At 40.9% G+C, this 21,249-nt stretch carries 21 protein-coding genes and 3 pseudogenes; 15 read left to right on the top strand and 9 right to left on the bottom strand.

Annotation, left to right across the window (positions count from 1 at the left end; translation table 11 throughout):
- Positions 1-144: 144 nt before the first annotated feature.
- Positions 145-1,233, bottom strand: a complete 1,089-nt coding sequence (gene zapE, locus AB8618_RS01445) for a cell division protein ZapE (RefSeq protein WP_413401200.1) — start codon at positions 1,231-1,233, stop codon at positions 145-147.
- 134 nt (positions 1,234-1,367) lie between these two features.
- Between zapE and AB8618_RS01440 the strand changes: the two genes are divergently transcribed.
- The 3 genes from AB8618_RS01440 to AB8618_RS01430 all read left to right on the top strand — a co-directional run bounded on the left by AB8618_RS01440 (position 1,368) and on the right by AB8618_RS01430 (position 4,446).
- A complete protein-coding gene (locus AB8618_RS01440; protein WP_008115546.1) occupies positions 1,368-1,802 on the top strand; it encodes a YhcB family protein in 435 nt (144 codons plus the stop codon).
- A gap of 121 nt (positions 1,803-1,923) precedes the next feature.
- Positions 1,924-3,276, top strand: a complete 1,353-nt coding sequence (locus tag AB8618_RS01435) for a Do family serine endopeptidase (protein ID WP_054202364.1) — start codon at positions 1,924-1,926, stop codon at positions 3,274-3,276.
- Between the two features lie 87 nt (positions 3,277-3,363).
- A complete protein-coding gene (locus tag AB8618_RS01430; protein WP_198522495.1) occupies positions 3,364-4,446 on the top strand; it encodes a trypsin-like peptidase domain-containing protein in 1,083 nt (360 codons plus the stop codon).
- Positions 4,447-4,721: 275 nt separating this feature from the next.
- Here the strand turns inward: AB8618_RS01430 and murA are convergent, their stop codons facing one another.
- The 7 genes and pseudogenes from murA to AB8618_RS01395 all read right to left on the bottom strand — a co-directional run bounded on the left by murA (position 4,722) and on the right by AB8618_RS01395 (position 9,387).
- Positions 4,722-5,981 (bottom strand): UDP-N-acetylglucosamine 1-carboxyvinyltransferase, encoded by a 1,260-nt coding sequence (gene murA / locus AB8618_RS01425; RefSeq protein WP_055013340.1) that lies wholly within the window; start codon positions 5,979-5,981, stop codon positions 4,722-4,724.
- 14 nt (positions 5,982-5,995) lie between these two features.
- Positions 5,996-6,253, bottom strand: a complete 258-nt coding sequence (locus AB8618_RS01420; protein WP_007378312.1) for a BolA family protein — start codon at positions 6,251-6,253, stop codon at positions 5,996-5,998.
- 5 nt (positions 6,254-6,258) lie between these two features.
- Positions 6,259-6,552, bottom strand: coding sequence for an STAS domain-containing protein (locus tag AB8618_RS01415; RefSeq protein WP_138570633.1), 294 nt, complete (start codon positions 6,550-6,552; stop codon positions 6,259-6,261).
- Positions 6,545-7,224 (bottom strand): annotated as a pseudogene (locus AB8618_RS01410) (MlaC/ttg2D family ABC transporter substrate-binding protein). The gene AB8618_RS01415 and the pseudogene AB8618_RS01410 overlap by 8 nt, the downstream one beginning before the upstream one ends.
- A 5-nt stretch (positions 7,225-7,229) precedes the next feature.
- On the bottom strand, positions 7,230-7,778 hold the full coding sequence (gene mlaD, locus AB8618_RS01405; protein WP_008115537.1) for an outer membrane lipid asymmetry maintenance protein MlaD: 549 nt from the start codon (positions 7,776-7,778) through the stop codon (positions 7,230-7,232).
- A 14-nt stretch (positions 7,779-7,792) separates the two neighbouring features.
- Positions 7,793-8,572, bottom strand: coding sequence for a lipid asymmetry maintenance ABC transporter permease subunit MlaE (gene mlaE, locus AB8618_RS01400; protein ID WP_178954847.1), 780 nt, complete (start codon positions 8,570-8,572; stop codon positions 7,793-7,795).
- Positions 8,572-9,387 carry an ATP-binding cassette domain-containing protein gene (locus AB8618_RS01395; protein ID WP_413401199.1) on the bottom strand — a complete coding sequence of 272 codons (816 nt, stop codon included), beginning with the start codon at positions 9,385-9,387 and terminating at the stop codon, positions 8,572-8,574. The genes mlaE and AB8618_RS01395 overlap by 1 nt, the downstream gene beginning before the upstream one ends.
- A 265-nt stretch (positions 9,388-9,652) precedes the next feature.
- On the opposite strand from AB8618_RS01395, the gene AB8618_RS01390 reads away from it, so the two are divergent.
- The 12 genes and pseudogenes from AB8618_RS01390 (at position 9,653) to mgtE (ending at position 18,939) form a co-directional block, all read left to right on the top strand.
- Positions 9,653-10,621 (top strand): calcium/sodium antiporter, encoded by a 969-nt coding sequence (locus tag AB8618_RS01390; protein WP_413401198.1) that lies wholly within the window; start codon positions 9,653-9,655, stop codon positions 10,619-10,621.
- A 3-nt stretch (positions 10,622-10,624) separates the two neighbouring features.
- The gene (locus AB8618_RS01385; RefSeq protein ID WP_413401197.1) at positions 10,625-11,596 is read left to right on the top strand and encodes a KpsF/GutQ family sugar-phosphate isomerase; all 972 of its coding nucleotides are present in this window, start codon (positions 10,625-10,627) and stop codon (positions 11,594-11,596) included.
- Positions 11,597-12,147, top strand: a pseudogene (gene kdsC / locus AB8618_RS01380) (3-deoxy-manno-octulosonate-8-phosphatase KdsC).
- Positions 12,144-12,698, top strand: a complete 555-nt coding sequence (lptC, locus tag AB8618_RS01375; protein ID WP_413401195.1) for an LPS export ABC transporter periplasmic protein LptC — start codon at positions 12,144-12,146, stop codon at positions 12,696-12,698. The pseudogene kdsC and the gene lptC overlap by 4 nt, the downstream one beginning before the upstream one ends.
- Complete coding sequence (gene lptA / locus AB8618_RS01370; RefSeq protein WP_178954826.1) at positions 12,688-13,227, top strand: lipopolysaccharide transport periplasmic protein LptA; 540 nt, start codon at positions 12,688-12,690, stop codon at positions 13,225-13,227. The genes lptC and lptA overlap by 11 nt, the downstream gene beginning before the upstream one ends.
- The gene (lptB, locus tag AB8618_RS01365; protein WP_131690439.1) at positions 13,224-13,949 is read left to right on the top strand and encodes an LPS export ABC transporter ATP-binding protein; all 726 of its coding nucleotides are present in this window, start codon (positions 13,224-13,226) and stop codon (positions 13,947-13,949) included. The genes lptA and lptB overlap by 4 nt, the downstream gene beginning before the upstream one ends.
- Positions 13,950-14,018: 69 nt before the next feature.
- Positions 14,019-15,517: pseudogene (locus AB8618_RS01360) on the top strand (RNA polymerase factor sigma-54).
- 26 nt (positions 15,518-15,543) lie between these two features.
- Positions 15,544-15,831, top strand: coding sequence for a ribosome hibernation promoting factor (gene hpf / locus AB8618_RS01355; RefSeq protein ID WP_010390562.1), 288 nt, complete (start codon positions 15,544-15,546; stop codon positions 15,829-15,831).
- 4 nt (positions 15,832-15,835) lie between these two features.
- A complete protein-coding gene (ptsN, locus tag AB8618_RS01350; protein WP_138609043.1) occupies positions 15,836-16,288 on the top strand; it encodes a PTS IIA-like nitrogen regulatory protein PtsN in 453 nt (150 codons plus the stop codon).
- A gap of 19 nt (positions 16,289-16,307) precedes the next feature.
- The gene (rapZ, locus tag AB8618_RS01345; protein WP_178954822.1) at positions 16,308-17,150 is read left to right on the top strand and encodes an RNase adapter RapZ; all 843 of its coding nucleotides are present in this window, start codon (positions 16,308-16,310) and stop codon (positions 17,148-17,150) included.
- A gap of 17 nt (positions 17,151-17,167) precedes the next feature.
- Complete coding sequence (locus AB8618_RS01340) at positions 17,168-17,440, top strand: HPr family phosphocarrier protein (protein WP_413401194.1); 273 nt, start codon at positions 17,168-17,170, stop codon at positions 17,438-17,440.
- 140 nt (positions 17,441-17,580) lie between these two features.
- Positions 17,581-18,939, top strand: a complete 1,359-nt coding sequence (gene mgtE / locus AB8618_RS01335) for a magnesium transporter (RefSeq protein WP_413401193.1) — start codon at positions 17,581-17,583, stop codon at positions 18,937-18,939.
- A 73-nt stretch (positions 18,940-19,012) separates the two neighbouring features.
- On the opposite strand, the gene AB8618_RS01330 is transcribed toward mgtE, so the two are convergent.
- Positions 19,013-21,196, bottom strand: a complete 2,184-nt coding sequence (locus AB8618_RS01330; protein ID WP_413401192.1) for a YgiQ family radical SAM protein — start codon at positions 21,194-21,196, stop codon at positions 19,013-19,015.
- Positions 21,197-21,249 lie beyond the last annotated feature (53 nt).

Raw genomic sequence — 21,249 nt, 5'->3', positions numbered from 1 at the left:
GAGGTTCGAGGTTCGAGGTTCGAGGTTCGAGGTTCGAGGTTCGAGAAATAAAAAAACCTTGCGGTTAACATCGCAAGGTTTTTTATTTAGAAGTTAGATGTTTTGCTCGAGACCCGCAGCACGTCGCCCGCTAACCTTCGTATTTTAAGCTAAATGCTCTCGGGCTAAATACTCTAACGATTGCATTTCTTGTAAGCGACTAATACAGCGTTTAAATTCAAAGTTTAAATTGCCTTGTGTATAGAGCTCGGTAATCGGTTTTTCTGCAGAGATAATTAACGTTACATTACGCTCATAAAATTCATCTACTAACGCAATAAAGCGCCTTGCTGCGTCATCATTATTTTGCCCTAGCTGTTTTACATTAGATAAAATCACCGTGTTATATAATCGGCTTATTTCCATGTAATCAACTTGGCTACGGGCAGTTTCACACAGTTCGCTAAATTCAAACATAATGATGCAGTCAGACACCTTGCGGGTTTTGATCATCCGCCCTTCAATTTCTATTGGGGTATCTAGTTTACCGACTTCTGGCGAGAGCTTGTCAAAATATTCGAATAGGTTTTTATCAGCTTGTTCATCAAGCGGGCTATGAAAAATTTCAGCTTGCTCAAGAGTTCGCAATCGGTAATCAACGCCTGAATCTACATTAACTATTTCAGTATGCTTATTCACTAAGGCAATAGCTGGTAAAAAACGTGCACGCTGTAGACCATTGCGATATAAGTCGTCAGGTATAATATTTGACGTGGCAACCAGTACAATACCGCGAGCGAATAATGCTTCCATTAAACCACCGAGCAACATAGCATCGGTAATGTCTTGTACAAAAAATTCATCAAAACAGATAATGTCAGTCTCGGCTTTAAAAATATCTGCTACTGTTTCTAAAGGGTTGGCAGTGTTGTTTAATTTTTTAAGCTCATCGTGTACTCGGTGCATAAAGCGGTGAAAATGCACTCGCATTTTTCTGTCGCCAGGCAAAGCTTCGTAAAAAGTATCAACTAGGTAAGTTTTACCTCGGCCTACGCCACCCCAAAAGTACAATCCTTTTATAGGTGCGGGTTCAGCTTTATTAAAAAGCTTTGCAAAAAAACCTTTAGATTGCGGTTTTGCTTGTGTTAAATCGTCGTATAAACGCTGTAAATGACGAACTGCATTTTCTTGTGCTGCGTCATGTACAAAGTCATCGCGTTGAAGGTCTTGCTGGTATGTTTGCCAAGGAGTCATATCTATTTACAGTTAAAACACAGTTTAATTTGTAAAGCATATTAACACGCATCAATACTCAGGGTATATTAGACTTAGTATGAATTATTATTGAACTAAATTTTTTTTAGTTATTTTCGCATAGAGGTGAATTTATGGGTACATTTACATGGGTAGGCTTAGTGATAGTGGTTGCTATTGCTGCATTTTTCGTTGGTGCCTTTGTCACTAAAAAACAGTTTAAACAAGATGAATTAGAGCAACAAGCAGAGCAAGCTAAGCATTCACTTGAGCAGTATCGTCAAGATGTTGCCGACCATTTAGCGAATACTGGTAAATTAGTAAACAAAATGAAAGAAAACTACGATCAGTTATTAAGTCATGTTGAAGAAACCAATCAACTGTTACTTGAAGACAGAAATAAAGCCCCTGCTGAACCGTTTTTCTCTAAAGAAACCACAGAACAGTTACAAGCGTCATTAAAAGAACGTAGTTCAGATCGCTCAAACGCCGATGCTCAACCAGCTGATTATGTGTCGGGTAAATCAGGATTATTTGCTGGTGATGTGAATACTTCTAAAGCATCTTGATGAACTTTTTTTGACCCCATAGTCTTTAGATATAACAGCTTTGTTGTTTTATCTTACTGATATACTTTTTTGAGGCTGCTTATTGCAGCCTTTTGCTTTTTAAGTGGAGTAAACCCTGACTATGAAAATGAAATTATCACTTATCAGTGCTGCTATTTTATCTACTAGCTTATTATTAAGTCCAACCGCCTCGTTTGCTAAGTTGCCGGTTGCCGTTAATGGTCAACAATTACCAACACTTGCCCCTATGCTTGAGCAAATCACGCCAGGTGTAGTGAGTATTCAGGTTTCAGGCTCTAAAGAAGTGCGTCGACGCGGTGACCCACTCGATTTCTTTTTTGGTAACCCCCAGCCACGTAGCCAAAAGCGACAGTTTAGTGGTTTAGGCTCTGGAGTTATTATTGATGCCGACAAAGGCTATGTGGTTACCAACAACCATGTAGTTCAAGACGCCGAAAAAATGGTGGTCACCCTCGAAGATGGTCGCGAATATGATGCAACAAAAATTGGCAGCGATAAAGAATCTGATATTGCGCTACTACAAATAGACGCAGATGAATTAACCGCGGTAAAACTAGCTAATTCTGATGACTTACGTGTCGGTGATTTTGCTGTAGCTATTGGTAACCCTTTTGGTTTAAGCCACACCGTTACCTCAGGTATTGTTAGCGCACTAGGCCGTAGTGGTTTAAATATTGAAGGTTACGAAGATTTCATTCAAACCGATGCCGCGATTAACCAAGGCAACTCAGGTGGCGCTTTAGTTAATTTAAACGGTGAGTTGATTGGTATTAATACCGCTATTTTAGGTGCATCGGGTGGTAATGTGGGGATTGGTTTTGCTATTCCATCAAACATGATGAAAAACCTTGTTGATCAAATTGTAGAACATGGTGAAGTACGCCGTGGATCACTAGGTATTTCAGGCCGTCCTCTTGATGCGGGCCTTGCCAAAGCGCAGCAGCTTGATGTTAAACAAGGTGCTTACGTTATGCAGGTACTCGATGATACAGCTGCCAGCAAAGCCGGTATTAAAGCAGGTGATGTGATTATTAGCATTAATGGCAGTGAAATAAGTGGCTTCCATGAACTGCGAAGCAAAATTGCCACTTTAGGTGAAGGCCGTGAAGTACAGCTAGGAATTTACCGTGACGGTAAAGTTAAAAATGTAGAAGTTACCCTAGATGGCGCATCAGGAATTACCGCTGCAGGTGAAGAGTTACACCCAGCATTCCAAGGTGCAACACTTGAAAACGTGAAGAAAAACAAAATGAAAGGGATTGAGGTAACCTCTGTCGATCCTCGTTCACCATCAGCACGGGTCGGCCTTGAGGAAGGCGATGTTATTGTGCAAGTAAACCGTCAACGGGTAGAAAGCATTCGCGACATGAACCAAATTATCGACGATATTCAAGGTAATATTGTGTTAGGTGTTAAACGCGGACGCGAGTCTATCTTTGTATTAATTCAGTAATAATACAATAAAAGTAACAGCGGTACTTGCCGCTGTTATTTTTTTTGTGCCATCATAAAGGGATTGCTCACTAACAATAAGAATACCGTGCTAAAACTTCTAAAATTTGTACTTCCTCCTTTATTTGCCGGTTTAGGCATTGCTTTTTTAGTGGTTTTTTTCAGCCCTAACATGCGTACTGCATTACTACCTAACGTGCCGCTACCCAGTGCAATGACCGCCAGCCATTTGAGCTTTTCTGATGCGGTTAAACGCGCGGCACCATCGGTTGTCACTATTTTTTCAGAAAGCATTTCTAAAGAGCCACGCTACAAGCGCCAAAATACCGTGCAAGAGTTAGGATCTGGGGTGATCATGTCACCCGATGGCTATATATTAACTAACTACCATGTGATCAATAATGCCGATCAAATACTGGTCATTCTTACCGATGGGAGACGTTTTTTTGATGTACAACTTATTGGCTTTGATACCATTACCGATTTAGCATTATTAAAAATAAATGCCAACCACCTCCCTGTTATTCCTGTTAATGACAACTACACCACGAATGTGGGCGATTTGGTGTTAGCAATCGGGAATCCATTAAATTTAGGACAAACAATTACTCAGGGGATCATTAGCGCTACTGGTAAGCAAAAAATTACCGACAGCCCTTACAATAACTTATTGCAAATGGATGCCGCTATTAATGTGGGCAATTCAGGAGGAGCGCTGGTAAATTCTAATGGCGACTTAGTAGGGATCACCTCAGCCCAATTTAAAACCCGTGAGAACTTGAACATTCAGGGAATATTTTTTGCTGTACCTTATACCTTAGCTAAAGAAGTTATGGGTAAACTTATTCGCCATGGTCGCGTTGTTCGTGGTTATTTGGGCTTTGAAGGCACTGCAGTAGATAGTACAGGCAAAGAGGTCAATGATAGCTTAACGCCTGTCGCAGGCATGCGTATTACCAATCTAGACCCTCTAGGTCCTGCATGGCAGGCGGGTATAGAAGAGCAAGACATTGTAATTAAAATTGCTGGGCTTTCAGTGGCTAATCCACAAAATGTATTAAAAAAGATAGGCAGTACCGAGCCAGGTAAAGAAATTGAGTTTGAGCTATATCGTAACGGTAAAATACAAAAAATAATGGTGAAAGTAGCCGAGCTCGAAACCAAGCTATAAAGCACTTATTTACACTTTGACATCAGACATAAAAAAACGCGATAGATCATCGCGTTTTTATGTAACCTGAACTCTGGTTAATAGATTTACTAACATATTGAATCAAAAATGATATTTATGTTTATTTTTTCTCTAGCTAGAGATTTTCTGTGAAAACAAGGCGAAATTACGCGTCAATAGCTAGCCTATTGCAAGTAAATTCAACGCAGTTAGCGCTGAAAATAGCTGCTTGAAATAGATCTATTATCCAGAGTTCAGGTTATGTATTAAACTAACTAGTTGCTTTTGCGTTTGATGTTAGCACCTAACGCACTGAGTTTATCTTCAATACGCTGATAACCTCTATCTACATGATAAATACGATCAACAACCGTTTCACCTTGAGCCACAATCCCCGTTAAAATAAGGCTCGCTGATGCACGTAAATCGGTTGCCATAACCTGCGCACCCGATAAGCTTTGTGTTTCACCACAAAAAGCCGTATTGCCTTCAAGGCGAATATTTGCGCCCATACGTTGTAACTCAGGCACATGCATAAACCGATTTTCAAAAATAGTTTCGGTAATGGTCGCACTGCCGTTAGCTACCACATTTAAAGCGGTAAATTGAGCTTGCATGTCGGTTGGAAAACCTGGGTGCGGCATAGTTTTAATATTAACCGCTTTAAGCTCTCGGCCTCGCATATCAAGATAAATACTATCCTCATGCACTTCTAGTAACGCATTGGTTGCACGCAATTTTTCAATTACCGGCTCAAGTGAATGAAAGTCGGTCATTTTACACAGTACTTCGCCACCGGCCATCGCGGCGGCAACTAAGAAGGTACCGGTTTCAATACGATCCGGTAATATGCGGTGCTCACAACCTGATAAGCGCTCAACCCCTTCAATCTCAATACGGCTAGAACCTGCACCAGTAATTTTAGCGCCCATTGCAATTAAACAATTAGCTAAATCGATGATTTCGGGCTCGCGCGCTGCATTTTCTAAAACAGTTTTACCATCTGCAAGCGTTGCCGCCATGAGTAAGTTTTCGGTAGCACCGACACTGATCATTTCCATGAAAATTTCAGCGCCTTTTAGGCGTCCATCTACTTTGGCATTAATATAACCATTTTCCACAGTTATTTGCGCGCCCATACGCTCTAAACCTTGAATATGAATATCAACTGGGCGTGCACCAATAGCACAGCCACCTGGCAAAGATACTTGAGCCTCACCAAAACGAGCCACTAAAGGCCCAAGTGCGAGCACTGATGCACGCATTTGCTTTACTAATTCATAAGGCGCTAACGTACTATTTACCGTTGCACCATCAATAATCAGTGAATCACCTTGCCACTGAACATCGGCGCCTAAGGTTTTTAATAAAGCTTCAGTAGTTATAATATCGCGAAGCCGCGGTACATTAGTAAAGGTACTTTTGCCCTCGGGTAATAAAGCTGCAAATAAAATAGGCAGTGCCGCATTTTTAGCGCCAGAAATAGTTACTTCACCAGCCAGTGAAGTGCCACCTTGAATTACAAATTGATCCATCTAAGGGGCCTTATTTATTGCGGTAAAATGAATTTTTGCTCACGCTTCCACTCAGTCGGAGTAAAAGCGCGGATAGAAACAGCATGAATGGTGCCATCTGAAATAGTATTCATTAATGGGCCATACACTAACTGTTGCTTTTTAACACGACTTAATCCGTCAAAGCATTCACCAACTGCAATTACTTCATAATGACTGCCATTGGCTTTTACATGTACTTCAGCTAACTGAAGTTCGTCGCGTAATAATGTTTCGACTTGACTCGTTTCCATAACTCTCACTCAAATAGGGTTGTAACCTGACCCAACTGCATAAGGTTTTGCAGTTGTTCAGGTGGGTTTTGCAATTCAAGGCGAATGCCTTGCTGCTTAAATTCTGTAAAAGAGTGAATTAACCAAGCTAAGCCGGCTGTGTCAACCCTTGTGACCTCACTTAGGTCAAAATAAAGGGTTTTATGCTTAGTTTGTCGCTTAGTGTTCAGAAGCCGTTCATTGCCAATTGAGTTATGAGTCAATTCACCAGTAACTCGTAAATGCTGCTCATCAACTTGGCTGATTGCCAATTTACTCATTTGTATCGCTGCCTCTAAACTGAACCGGTAGCTTACTTTTTGCTCTAATAGGCCGCTAACATGGTCAATACCTTGTTGGCGTAAAATACCCTGAAGTTCACTCTGTTTTGCATCAAGTAAACTAATACCTTCAGCAATCATATCGTAAGCGCGCCATTCACCGCTTCGGTCTTCACGTACTTTAAAATCAATTTTTATATCAGGTTTACCCGCTTCAACAATTTTGGTTTTTACCACTACCACGTCTTTACCTTTAAACGGTTGCTCGGCAGCAAATTCAACTTGTTGGTTAGTGTATTGGGTAAATACACCGGCATAGGTGGCAACTAAATACTCTCTAAACGCACCAATAAAACGCTGAATATCTTCAATTGCTTTTGCTTTTTCTGCCTTGTCGGTAATTGCGCGCACCTTAGACACTTCGCTACCTAATACTCTTAGTGCCGCATATTTGTAGTCGATGTACGGCATTAACTCTTCTTCAACAATAACACGTAAATGTTCTTTATCTTTTACTATTAATGGTTGATCTTGGGTAATTCGTGCAAAGGTATTATCAGCAACTTGGCGTACCATTTTATTGGGATCAGTTAATTTTACTTCTGCTGCTTGCACGCTTTGTACTAGCATTAAACTTACCAGTGCAATACTTGCTAAAAATGTTTTCAACATAATAATCACTCACTACCTTGATTGAATAAAAACTGGCCAATTAATTCTTCAAGTACCAATGCCGATTTGGTATCAGTGATTGAATCGCCACTTGCTAATGCTTTGCTTTGCACCCCAAATAAATCGTCAATAGCTTGGTCTTGCGCACTGTTTGCAACATCTTCGCCTAAACAACGTTGTTTAGCTGAATCTGAGGCGATCACAGGGTTAATACCTAAGTATTGCTCACCTAAAATACCCGAGGTTAAAATTGAGATAGAACTGGTATCTGAAAAACGACATAAATACTGCGCATCAATACTCATATTTACTACTGGTAAAAACTCTTGTGGGTGTACATAAATTGACTCGACACGACCAATAACAACTCCCCCTACTTTAATAGGCGCGCGAGTTTTTAATGAGCCTATATTTTCAAACTTGGCGTTTAATGTGTAGGTTTCGCCTGAGCCGCTAATACCTGAATTGGCCACTTTAAGCGCTAGCATTGAAAACGCTAAAATACCCAGTGCGACAAAAAAACCAACTAAAATTTCTAATTTCCGTGAATTCATTATTTAATACCCTATTAGCTAGTAAACATTACCGCTGTCAAAATAAAGTCAAAACCTAGTACCGCCAGTGATGAGTGCACCACTGTTTCTGTTGTTGCCTTGCTGATCCCCTCTGATGTAGGAATACAGTCATACCCTTTATAAAGCGCAATCCAAGTCACAACAATCGCAAATACGATACTTTTAATTAAACCGTTTAGTATATCTTTTTCAAACGACACCTGAGATTGCATTATTGACCAAAAGCTTCCGGTATCAACGCCTAGCCAATCAACACCGACTAAGTGAGCACCAATAATAGCGACCGCTGAAAAAATTAACGCCAGTAACGGCATACTAATTAAGCCAGCCCAAAATCGCGGCGCAATAATACGTCTAAGCGGGTCGATAGCCATCATCTCTAGCGACGATAACTGCTCGGTGGCTTTCATTAAGCCAATTTCAGCAGTCAACGCACTACCAGCCCTGCCTGCAAATAATAACGCAGTAACTACCGGTCCAAGCTCACGTAACAAGCTAAGCGCTACTAACGGGCCTAGGCTATCTTCTGCGCCATAATCAACTAAAACGGTATAACCTTGCAGCGCTAAAACCATGCCGATAAATAATCCCGACACAACAATAATCAACAGCGATTGTGAACCAACCATGTAAAGTTGGCGCACTAGCAGAGGCGTGCCTTTTTTAAAATTGGGTAAATGCCATAATGCACTTGCTAGCATGTGAGTTGAACGCCCAAGTGCAGCAAAACGACCCAGTGTTTTATGGCCTATTTTTTGTAGTAAATCCAACATTACTGCGGCTCTCCTAACAGTTCATCTGCATAGGTTTGTGCTGGATAATGAAATGGTACAGGCCCATCTGATAACCCTTTCAAAAATTGTTGCACAAGTGGTGATTCGTGCTTACGCATTTCATCTGGCGTGCCGCTACCAATCACACCTTGATCGGCAATAATAATAACGTGATCGGCAATGCTCATTACTTCACTCACATCATGTGTAACAATTAAAGAAGATAAACCAAGTACTTCATTTAAAGATTTAATAAGCTTAACCAGCACTCCCATTGAAATGGGATCTTGTCCTGCAAAAGGCTCATCATACATAATAAGCTCAGGATCAAGCGCTATAGAGCGAGCCAAAGCTGCACGACGTGCCATACCACCAGATAACTCTGAAGGCATTAAATCTTTAGCACCACGTAAGCCAACTGCTTGTAGTTTCATTAAAACCACTAAACGGATTAAGTCTTCACTGAGTTGTGTATGCTCGCGGATAGGAAATGCGATATTGTCGAATACCGACATATCGGTAAATAATGCACCGCTTTGAAATAACATACTCATACGTTTACGTGCCGCGTAGAGCTCTTTACGGGACATGGCGACTATGCTGTCTTTTTTAAATAAAATATCACCGGAGTCGGGTTTGAGCTGGCCACCAATTAAGCGCAGCATCGTGGTTTTGCCAATTCCGCTTGGCCCCATAATGGCAGTAATTTTACCTTCTGGAACATCAAAGCTCATATTTTTGTATATGACCCTATCGCCTCTAGAAAAGGTAACATCCTTGACTTCTACTATTGATTGCGACAAGTCGCTCTCCATAACAATATTCTCTCATATGTCTATTTTAAGGGTTTTTTGGTCAAGATGGAAAAAACAATTCGTAAGATTTTGTAATAGTCCCGCAAAAACCGTTATAAGACTGCGACAAATTGGCTTAACCGATGCTTAAACAAGCAAATCAATACTGTAAATAATTATTTTAATAACCGCCTAATGTATTACAGCTTACTCTTTTACTTATACTTTTATGGTGGCTTTTGTTACTATTCGCGCTATCTGAATTTACACTAGCTGGCTTATCACAATGGTTACCTCGTTTGTCATTTTAATTCTCGGTTTTGCGGCTCTCGTATGGAGTGCAGACAGGTTTGTTTATGGTGCGGCTGCACTGGCTAAAAACTTTGGCGTACCAACATTAATCGTGGGTTTAACCGTGGTAGCTATGGGCTCATCGGCCCCTGAGATGATGGTATCCGCTTCGGCTGCGTTGGCTAATAAAACCGATACAGCAGTTGGCAATGCAGTAGGTTCAAATATAACTAACATATTATTAGTATTAGGTATTACAGCACTTTTAAGACCGCTTTCCGTCTCTTCAAGTACATTAAGACGTGAAATTCCACTGGTATTACTGGTGTCTATCGCCACTTGGTATATTTTTTCAGATAACTACTTTTCGTTTTTTGAAGGCGCAGCCTTACTTTTTGGCTTTATTACTTTTATTGGTGGGCTTATTTTTGTATCACTGCGAGCAAAAAATCAAGACGATCCATTTGTCAGCGAAGCCTGTGATGAAGTACCTGATAATGTTCCAACCAAAAAAGCCGTTTTGTGGTTAGTCGTCGGAATGATTTTACTACCTGTTAGTTCACACTTTTTAATTGGCTCAGCCGTTGATATTGCTAAGTACTTTGGCTTGAGCGATTTAGTAATTGGCTTAACTATAATAGCTATAGGTACTAGTTTACCTGAACTTGCCGCCTCGATTGCAGGTGTTCTTAAAAATGAAGATGACCTAGCACTGGGTAACATTGTTGGCTCAAATATTTTTAATATTCTCGCCGTATTACCGCTGGCAGGATTAATTAACCCGTCGGTTATTGACGCATCAGTAGCTAACCGTGATGTTATCATTATGATAGGTGCAACCTTGGCACTCATTGCTATGTCATTGAACTTTAGAGGTCAAAGACGTATCAATAGAGTAGAAGGTGGCTTACTCATCGTCGCATTTATGATTTACCAAGGTTATATTTTTAGTCAAGTAGGGTGATCCATGGCAACGCTAAATTTTATTCAACAAGGCTTGCGCGTCCTTGATATAGAACGTCAAGCACTCAGCGATATCGCACAATACGTTAATGAAAGCTTTGATCAAGCGTGCCAATTAATGTACGACTGCTCAGGCCGTATTATTGTTATTGGTATGGGTAAGTCGGGCCATATCGGTAATAAAATAGCAGCCACTTTAGCAAGTACTGGCAGCCCCGCATTTTTTGTACACCCAGGTGAAGCAAGTCATGGCGATTTAGGCATGATCACCGCCAGTGATGTAGTTATGCTTATTTCTAACTCTGGCGAAACCAGTGAAGTACTTAATATTATTCCGGTATTAAAACGTATTGGCGCAAAAATGATAGCTATGACAGGCAACGAAACCTCAACCATGGCAACATTGGCAAATGTGCATGTGTGTATTAAAGTTGAACAAGAAGCCTGCTCATTAGGCTTAGCGCCAACAGCAAGTACCACAGCAACGCTCGCTATGGGCGATGCAATGGCGGTAGCTTTATTAGAAGCCCGTGGTTTTACCGCTGATGATTTTGCACTGTCACATCCAGGGGGCAGTTTAGGCAAACGCTTGCTCTTAACATTAAAAGATGTAATGCACAGCGGTATTCACACGCCTATTATTAATGAAACGCAAACCATTAAAGACGCCCTAATTGAAATGTCTGCCAAAGGGCTCGGTATGACCGCTATCATAGATGATAATCAGCAATTATCGGGGTTGTTTACCGATGGTGATTTACGCCGTATTTTAGAGCAACGTATTGATATACACAGCACAGAAATTAATGTTGTGATGACAAAGTCATGTACAACAGCCACACAAGACATGCTCGCGGCTGAAGTACTGAACATTATGGAACAAAAACGTATTAATGGTTTAATTGTGATTAATGAGCATAATCACCCTATTGGCGCACTAAATATGCAAGACTTACTAAAAGCGGGAGTGCTATAAATGCAGTTTGAAGATCTTTATCAGCCGTTAAGTGATGATGTAAAAGCGCGCGCAAAAAAATAAAATTATTAATTTGCGATATTGATGGTGTGTTTTCTGATGGACGTATTTATCTTGGCAACCAAGGTGAAGAGCTCAAAGCATTTAATACCAAAGACGGGTTTGGCATTAAAGCCCTCATTAATAGTGGTTTTGAAGTTGCCGTGATCACAGGCCGTCACTCACAAATAGTTCAGCAACGTATGAGCAGTTTAACCGTACAACATATATACCAAGGCCAAGAAAATAAACTCATCGCCTATCAAGAATTAAAACAAAAATTAGCGCTAAGCGATGAGCAAATAGCTTACATTGGTGACGATGGCCCTGATATGCCAGTAATGGAAAAAGTCGGGTTTGCAGTAGCCGTAAACGACGCCCACCCACTGATTAAACGTTTATCGCATTATGTCACTCAGTTGTCAGGCGGCTTTGGCGCAGTAAGAGAATTAACCGATTTATTGATGCTTGAAAACAATAAGCCACTTACTAGCCAAGGAACCAGTTCATGAATGTAGCTCGAATTATACTGAGCATTTTATTCATAAGCTGTATGGTTTGGCTTTGGTATCCTTATTTTTCTCAGGTAGATATTGTTGCGGATGAGCAAACTCAAGCTATTGCTAAACCTGATTATACCGCGATTGAGCTAAAACAAACCGCTTATAATGATCAAGGTAAAATAAGCCATAAAGTAACTGCGGTAAAAATGGAATTATACCAACAACTTGGTTTTACTTTTTTTGAAAAACCTATATTTACGTTATACAACGAGCAGCAAACATGGCGTATTAACGCTGATGAGGCCACCCTCTACGACGATCGTCAACTCGTATTAGAGGGCAATGTGAAAGCGCTAAATTTAATCGATAACGCCATGATCGATACGATCACAGCCGATAGCATCAATGTAGATATAAAACTACTCACTATGCAGTCAGAGCAGCCTGTCGTTATTAGCGGACCTAATTTAAAAATCATCGGTAAAGGCCTTGAAGCCGATTTAAAAACCGAAGTGATTAAACTTATTAACCATACGCGAACCCTATATTATGACCAATAACCTATTTAAAATTTTAATTGTTCCTTCACTACTGATTGCATTTCATAGCCATGCAGAGGAAACCGTTGAAGCTCCTGCTGCTAATCAAATTTCAATTAGTGCTGACAGACAAGAAGGTCAATTAAAAGAAAACGTGGGCATTTTTGAGAAAAATGTTGAAATTATTCATGGTAATCGCCGCATTAACGCTGACCGTTTAGAAGTACATAAACGTGATGACTTAGGTGAGAATAAGCAACTTTTAATTGCCACAGGCAGCCCTGCTTATTTTGAAGAAACACAAGCTGATGGCACCATTATGAGCGCCAGTGCGAATGAAGTGCGTTACGATGTTTCGCAGCGTTTTTTAACCTTAATCGGCGAAGCCAGTATTGCTCAAGCAGGTCAAAAAATAACAGCTAAAAGTATCACCTACGACATAGAGCAGCAGTTAATTAGCGCAGAAAAAGACGAAAACTCAACAGACCGTGTACACACTATTTTAGTACCTGTTGAAAACAAAAAAGAAGACGATAAAGGCCAACCATGAGCACATTAAAAGCAGAGCTATTAGCGAAAAGCTATAAAGGCCGTGAAGTGGTGAAAAACGTTGGCCTAGAAGTTGAAGCTGGCAGCATTGTCGGCTTACTTGGCCCCAATGGCGCAGGTAAAACCACGACTTTTTACATGATTGTAGGCCTTGTACCGAGCGATAAAGGTAAAATATCAATCGATGATCAAGATATTACTTTATTACCAATGCACAGCCGAGCTCGCCTAGGGATAGGATATTTACCACAAGAATCATCGATTTTTAGAAAGCTGACGGTCTACCAAAACTTAATGGCTATTTTAGAAACACGCAAAGAGCTTAATAAGCAGCAACGTGAAGATACCTTAAATAATTTACTTGATGAATTTAGTATTCAACATATTCGTGAAAGCCAAGGTATGGCCCTGTCAGGTGGTGAGCGCCGCCGTGTTGAAATTGCGCGAGCATTAGCAGCAAATCCTAAATTTATACTATTAGACGAACCCTTTGCAGGGGTTGATCCTATCTCTGTATTAGATATTAAAAAAATTATAGAACATCTTAAAAACCGAGGAATTGGCGTACTTATCACAGATCACAACGTACGCGAAACTCTTGATGTTTGTGAAAAAGCCTACATAGTTTCTCATGGAGAGTTAATTGCATCAGGCACTCCAGAATATGTATTAAACGATAAAACGGTACGCGATGTTTATTTAGGCGAGCAGTTCAAGCTCTAATATGTGTGTTATTACACTAAGCATCTGCTAATATTAATTATACTAATTTAAAAGGATTGTTAGAGATAAATGAGGCAATCATTACAGCTGCGCATGGGCCAGCAACTTACAATGACTCCACAGTTGCAACAAGCAATTCGCTTATTGCAACTCAGTACATTGATCTCCAGCAAGAAATTCAAGAAGCGCTCGATAGCAATCCCTTGCTTGAAGTTGAAGAACAAGATTACAGTGAAGATGCTGCGGGTAAAAACGAACAAAAAGCCGATATCGATGAGTCAACGCTAAGTGCTTCAGCTGATGAAAAACCTAGCGAATATGAGCAAGATAGCGGCGAAGCCATGACCAAAGACACCATTAGCGATGATATGGCAATGGATGTTACGTGGGATGAATACATGAGCGCAGCACCTGCCTCTTCATCAGGACCAATGCCTGAAGATGAATCAATTTATCAAGGCTCTTCAACTGAAACGCTACATGAATATTTAATGTGGCAATTGCAACTGACACCGTTTAGCCCTACTGATGAAGCCATCGCGATTGCTATCGTAGAAGCCGTGGACGATTCGGGCATTTTAACCCTTAGCTGTGAAGAAATATTAGAGAGCTTTAATCAAGAGAACGACATAGAAGATGAAGTTGAACTTGATGAAATAGAAGCGGTATTAAAGCGTATTCAGTTATTTGATCCGGTGGGAATAGCCGCGCGTAGTTTACAAGAATGCTTATGTATTCAGCTGAATCAGTTTGACCAAGACACGCCTTTTTTAAACGAAACTAAAATGATCTTAACTGATCACATTGATTTATTGGCTGCGCGTGATTATCGCACGTTAATGAAGAAAACTAAGCTCAAAGAAGATGAGCTTAAAGAAGTCATGACGTTAATTCACACCCTTAGCCCAAAACCGGCAGACACTATCGTTAGAGAAGAGTCAGAGTACGTTATTCCTGATGTGTCGGTTAAAAAAGTGAAAGGCCGTTGGGTGGTTGAACTAAACCCAGATAGCATGCCTAAAATTAGGGTAAACAGCCAATATGCGGCTATGTCTCGTACGGTCAAATCAAGTGGCGATAGCCAGTTTATTCGCTCACACTTACAAGAAGCTAAATGGTTTATAAAAAGCTTAGAGAGTAGAAACGACACGCTGCTTAAAGTAACTAACTGTATTGTGCAGCAACAACAGGCCTTTTTTGAGCATGGCCCTGAGGCGATGAAGCCTATGGTACTTAATGACGTAGCCGAAATGGTAGAAATGCACGAGTCAACTATTTCACGTGTTACTACGCAAAAATACATGCATACACCACGCGGTATTTTTGAGCTTAAATATTTCTTTTCAAGCCATGTAAGCACTGAAAATGGTGGTGAATGTTCTTCAACAGCAATACGCGCATTAATTAAAAAATTAATCGCTGCAGAAAACTCAGCTAAACCATTGAGTGATAGTAAAATTGCAGATATATTGGCTGAGCAAGGAATTAAAGTAGCAAGGAGAACTATTGCAAAGTATCGCGAATCTCTAGCTATTCCCCCGTCAAATCAACGTAAAAGTTTGATTTAAGGCGTACAACAAAGAGGAAAATGTTTATGCAACTGAATTTAACTGGTCGCCATGTAGATATTACCGACTCGCTTAGAGACTACGTAAATAGTAAATTTTCGAAGTTACAGAGGCACACTGATCACATAACGAATGTGCACGTTATTCTCGATGTAGAAAAACTAAACCAAAAAGCCGAAGCAACCGTTCATGTTAGTGGCGCTGAGATTTTTGCTTCTACTGAACACCAAGATATGTATGCTGCTATAGACTCGCTGATTGACAAGCTAGATCGTCAAGTAATTAAACACAAAGAGAAACTTGCTCGACACTAACACTATGAAACTAAGCTCACTTATCTGTCAGGACTGCAGTAAAGCTGCGGTCCTTTTTAATAGTAAAAAAAGAATTTTAGAATTTATCAGTGAATTGGCTCACAATAAACTGCCCTATTTAGCTCAACAAGATATTCTTAATGCATTAACAGCAAGAGAAAAACTAGGGAGCACAGGTATAGGCCGAGGAATTGCAATTCCTCATGGTCGTATGAGTGGTGTACAAGAGCCTCTTGCACTTATATTAGTGAGCGAAGCGGCTATTAATTTTGATGCAATAGATAATCGACCGGTCGACATTTTTGTTGCCTTAATTGTACCCGACGGTGACAATAAGCAGCATTTAAAAACCTTAGCCACTATAGCTGAAAAGCTCAACGATAAAGAATTTTGTAAGCAATTACGGGCGGCAAAATCCGACAGTGAACTGTACCAGATCATTGTAAGTCAACCGTAGCAATAATAAAGGGTGATAAATGGAATTAATAATTATAAGTGGTCGCTCAGGTTCTGGTAAATCTGTTGCGTTACGCGTTGTTGAGGATTTAGGTTATTATTGTGTAGATAATATACCTTTAAATTTATTACCATCTCTTGTTCGTAGTGTTTCCGACAGCTACAATAAAATAGCTGTAAGTGTTGATGTGCGTAACTTACCTAAAGAACAACAACAGTTTAATGAAATCATTGAATATTTGCCTGGTTTTACTAAGCCAACGGTGTTTTATTTAGACAGTGACGATCAAACCTTAATTAAACGCTTTTCAGAAACACGGCGTCTTCACCCTCTTTCTATTGATTCTCTGCCACTTGATTTGGCTATAAAAAAAGAAAAGCAACTCCTTGATGTACTCATTAATCGTGCCGATTATATGATTGATACCACAGGCTTAAGTGTGCACCAGCTTGCTGAGTCTATCCGTGAAAAAATACTCGGTAAAAAAGACAAACAACTGATCATTACCTTTGAGTCATTTGGCTTTAAACACGGTATACCCAAAGAAGCCGATTATGTATTCGACGCTCGCTTTTTACCAAACCCACATTGGGAGCCTGAGCTTAAGCCGCTTACAGGGCTAGATCAACCAGTAAAAGACTACTTAGCCAGTCACAGCATAGTACAAAAGTTTACATGGCAAATTCAAACATTCGTCCAAACATGGCTGCCTCATTTAGAAAGAAATAACCGCAGCTATTTAACCATTGCCATTGGCTGTACTGGAGGGCAACACCGCTCGGTTTACTTAGCGCAAACTATAGGTGAAAGTTTTGCAATGAGTCATCCTAATGTGAAAATTCGCCACCGAGAACAAGAATAAAGCTTGAGAGAATATTAATGCGGTTAGAAAGTACATTTTTAATAAAAAACAAATTAGGCCTACATGCCAGAGCGGCCACGGTACTGGCACAGCTTTCTGTGCAATTTGATGCCTCAATCACGTTATTCCAAGACGATAAACAAGCCGCTGGCGATAGTGTACTAGCACTTATGTTACTAGAGAGCAGTCAAGGCAAAGAAGTTAAGGTAGTATGCGAAGGCCCTGATGCAGAGCCTGCGCTTAATGCAATTGGTGAGCTCATTGACCAACGATTTAATGAGCAAGAATAAAATAGTTCATCATTAAATCACCATCCTAAGCTAAGGTTAATAGTGGTTGAGGTAGTTTGCCCATATAAAGTAAGATAAACTAAAATTGAATAGCATTCATTACCCTTCCATCATGTAATAAAATTTAATTAAGGACGCCAATGCCTGAAGCTTTAGAACAAGATATTCCACTACAACAACTAAAACAGGTGACCCAGTCACTAAATAGTGGTCAATTTGTTCAAGTTAGGCGCATGCTAGCAAAAACGGCACCTTGTGATACCGCACTTCTTTTAGAATCATCTCCCCATAAAATTCGTCGTATGCTCTGGCAACTGGTTGATCCCGATGTGCAGGGTGATGTACTTGAAGAGCTCTCTGAAGACGTACGTTTGGGCATTATTGCGCAAATGGCACCTGAGCACATTGCTGCTGCAACAGAAGACATGGGCCATGATGATTTAGGGGAAGTACTACGTAGCCTACCAGACACCGTATATAAAGACGTTGTTAGCGCCATGGATATTCAAGATAGAGAGCGCGCAACACAAGCTCTATCTTACCAAGAGCGCTCTGCTGGCGCCTTGATGAATATCGATACGGTAACTATTCGCCCTGATGTGACTCTAGATGTTGTACTGCGCTATATACGCTTACGTGGTGAACTACCTGAGGGCACTGATGACTTATACGTTGTAGATAAACATAACTGTTTTTTAGGCGCCTTATCGCTGAGCACTTTATTAACTAATCCCCCTGAAAAAATTGTTCAGGACTTGATGGATGAAGAGTGTGAATCTATTCCTATTTCAATGGATGAAAGCGAAGTAGCGCAACTATTTGAACGGCATAACTGGATATCGGCACCAGTTGTCGATGACAACGCGCATTTGCTTGGTCGTATTACTATTGATGATATCGTTGATGTTATCCGTGAAGATGCAGAGCATAGCTTATTAAGCTTAGCGGGTCTTGATGATGAAGAAGATACCTTTGCGCCGGTCTTAAAAAGCTCTAAAAAGCGCTCAATTTGGCTAGGTGTAAACTTACTAACTGCATTGCTGGCTGCAATTGTGGCGAGCTTTTTTGAAAACACCTTAGCTATATTACCAATTCTTGCTGTGCTCAATGGCATTGTCCCATCAATGGGTGGGGTTGCAGGCAGCCAAACCTTAACTTTGGTTATTCGCGGTATCGCGGTGGGCCATATCAACCAAACTAACCAACGTTTTTTATTATTAAAAGAACTCGCTATCGGCGCGATTAACGGTATGGTTTGGTCTATCCTAATTGCCGGTGTCGTTGCGCTTTGGCAATGGGATTTCAAACTCGGTGGTGTTTTAGCGTTTGCTATGTTTATGAATTTAGTTGCAGCAGGTATTGCGGGTGCTAGTATCCCACTATTGCTTAAAAAAATGAAAATAGATCCAGCACTGGCAGGCAGTGTGGTACTAACCACGGTAACTGATATCGTTGGTATATTTGCCTTTTTAGGCACCGCAACTTGGTTATTGATTTAATTTTGTTTATAAACGTTTATAAACAAAAACACCGCATCAATACGCGGTGTTTTTGTTTAAGCCGATAGTTACTTTACCTTGCGCGCTGGCGATTACCGCCCACCTTAGGTTTGGTGTTGGCTTTTTTAAACTGACTAAAGCCAGTATGACGAGTAAGCGCTGGACGACCACCCTTATTACCTTTACTGCCTTTGGCTTGCCTTTCATCTCTGCCTTCTTCTGGCACTAAACAATTTGGACCTTTACCAATGAGTTTAGCTTTGCCCATGTTACGAAGAGCTTCGCGGATCATAGGCCAACCGGCAGGATCATGGTAACGTAAAATTGCTTTATGCAAACGACGCTGGCGCGCCCCTTTTGGTACCGCAACTTGCTCTGTGTTATTTTTAATATTACGTAGCGAGTTCATTTCAGTATGATAAATGGTGGTCGCATTAGCCATCGGTGATGGGTAAAAGTTTTGCACCTGATCAAGCTTAAAGTCATTCGATTTCAGCCACAAAGCCATATTAACCATGTCTTCGTCTTTAGTCCCTGGGTGAGCAGAAATAAAGTATGGAATTAAATACTGCTTTTTACCCGCTTCTTTAGAGTACTTATCAAATAGCGCTTTAAATTCATCGTAAGCCCCCATACCAGGCTTCATCATCTTAGATAATGGGCCATCTTCAGTGTGCTCTGGTGCAATTTTTAAATACCCACCAACATGATGAGTTACTAACTCTTTAACGTAACGAGGATCACGTACGGCAAGGTCATAACGCACGCCTGAAGCAATTAAGATCTTTTTGATCCCTTTAACCTCACGCGCCTTTTTATATAAATCGATAGTTGGGGTATGGTCAGTATCCATATGCTTACAAATATCAGGGTACACACACGACAAGCGGCGACAGGTACTCTCTGCTTTTTTACTGGTACAACGCAGTTTGTACATATTTGCGGTTGGTCCGCCTAAATCAGAAATAACCCCAGTAAAGCCTGGAACTTTATCTCTAATTTGCTCAATCTCTTCAATAATCGATTCTTGAGATCGGCTTTGAATTATTCGCCCTTCATGCTCGGTAATAGAACAAAACGAACAGCCGCCAAAACAACCACGCATTATGTTTACCGACGTTTTAATCATATCGTAAGCAGGGATTTTGTCGTCGCCATAACTTGGGTGCGGAATACGCTGATACGGTAAACCAAACACATCATCCATTTCTTGGGTTTCAAGTGGATAGGCTGGCGGATTCACCCAAATAGAGCGATCGCCATGACGCTGAAACAACGCTCTTGCACAACCAGGGTTGGTTTCTTGGTGTAAAATACGCGATGCATGGGCATACAATGGTTTATTAACACTGACCTGCTCAAAAGCGGGTAACTTAACGTAAGTTTTTTCCCATGGCTTAGGGCGCGCAGGCTGTATGGTAATTGGTTTTGCAGCTTCGGCTTTTAAATCAATACCCGCTTGCTTAAATTCTGATTTAGCACAACCCACATCATCCGCCCCATAAGGATTAGGAATAGGGTCTATTTTACCAATTTTATCAATGGCTGTTGAATCACTGCCGCGCCAGCCAGGTAGAGGCTCTTTACGAATAACCGCCGTGCCTCTCACATCTTGTATGGTATCCATGGTTTCACCCGCAGCGATACGGTGCGCTACTTCAACCAATGGACGTTCGGCATTACCATAAATTAAAATATCACCCTTAGCGTCAAACAATACACTACGGCGTACTTTTTCTTGCCAATAATCGTAATGAGCAATACGACGCAAGCTGGCTTCAATGCCCCCTAAAACGAGTGGCACATCTTTATAGGCTTCACGACAACGTTGCGAGTATATGATCACGGCGCGATCGGGGCGTTTGCCACCTACATTTCCCGGAGTGTAAGCATCATCATGGCGCATTCTTTTTTCAGCGGTGTAACGATTGATCATCGAATCCATGTTACCGGCTGTAATACCAAAAAATAAGTTAGGCTTACCCAATGCCATAAAGGCATCTTTAGAGTTCCAATCAGGCTGAGCAATAATGCCCACTCTAAACCCCTGCGCTTCTAGCACACGGCCAATTACAGCCATCCCAAAACTAGGATGGTCTACATAAGCATCACCGCTAATAATAATAATATCGCAGCTATCCCAGCCAAGCGCGTCCATTTCTTCGCGTGTTGTTGGTAAAAATGGGGCTGTGCCATAACACTCAGCCCAATACTTAGGGTATGAGAATAAGCCGCGATCAGCTTTTAATGTGCTCATAAAATTGGCCGTTCAATAACAAAAGGCGCGAATTATACCCTATCGACATCCCC

This window comes from Pseudoalteromonas sp. RW-H-Ap-1 (assembly GCF_048318575.1).
Lineage (GTDB): Bacteria > Pseudomonadota > Gammaproteobacteria > Enterobacterales > Alteromonadaceae > Pseudoalteromonas.
Note: the sequence above shows the minus strand (reverse complement) of the source record. Positions and strands in the feature narration are given on the sequence as shown.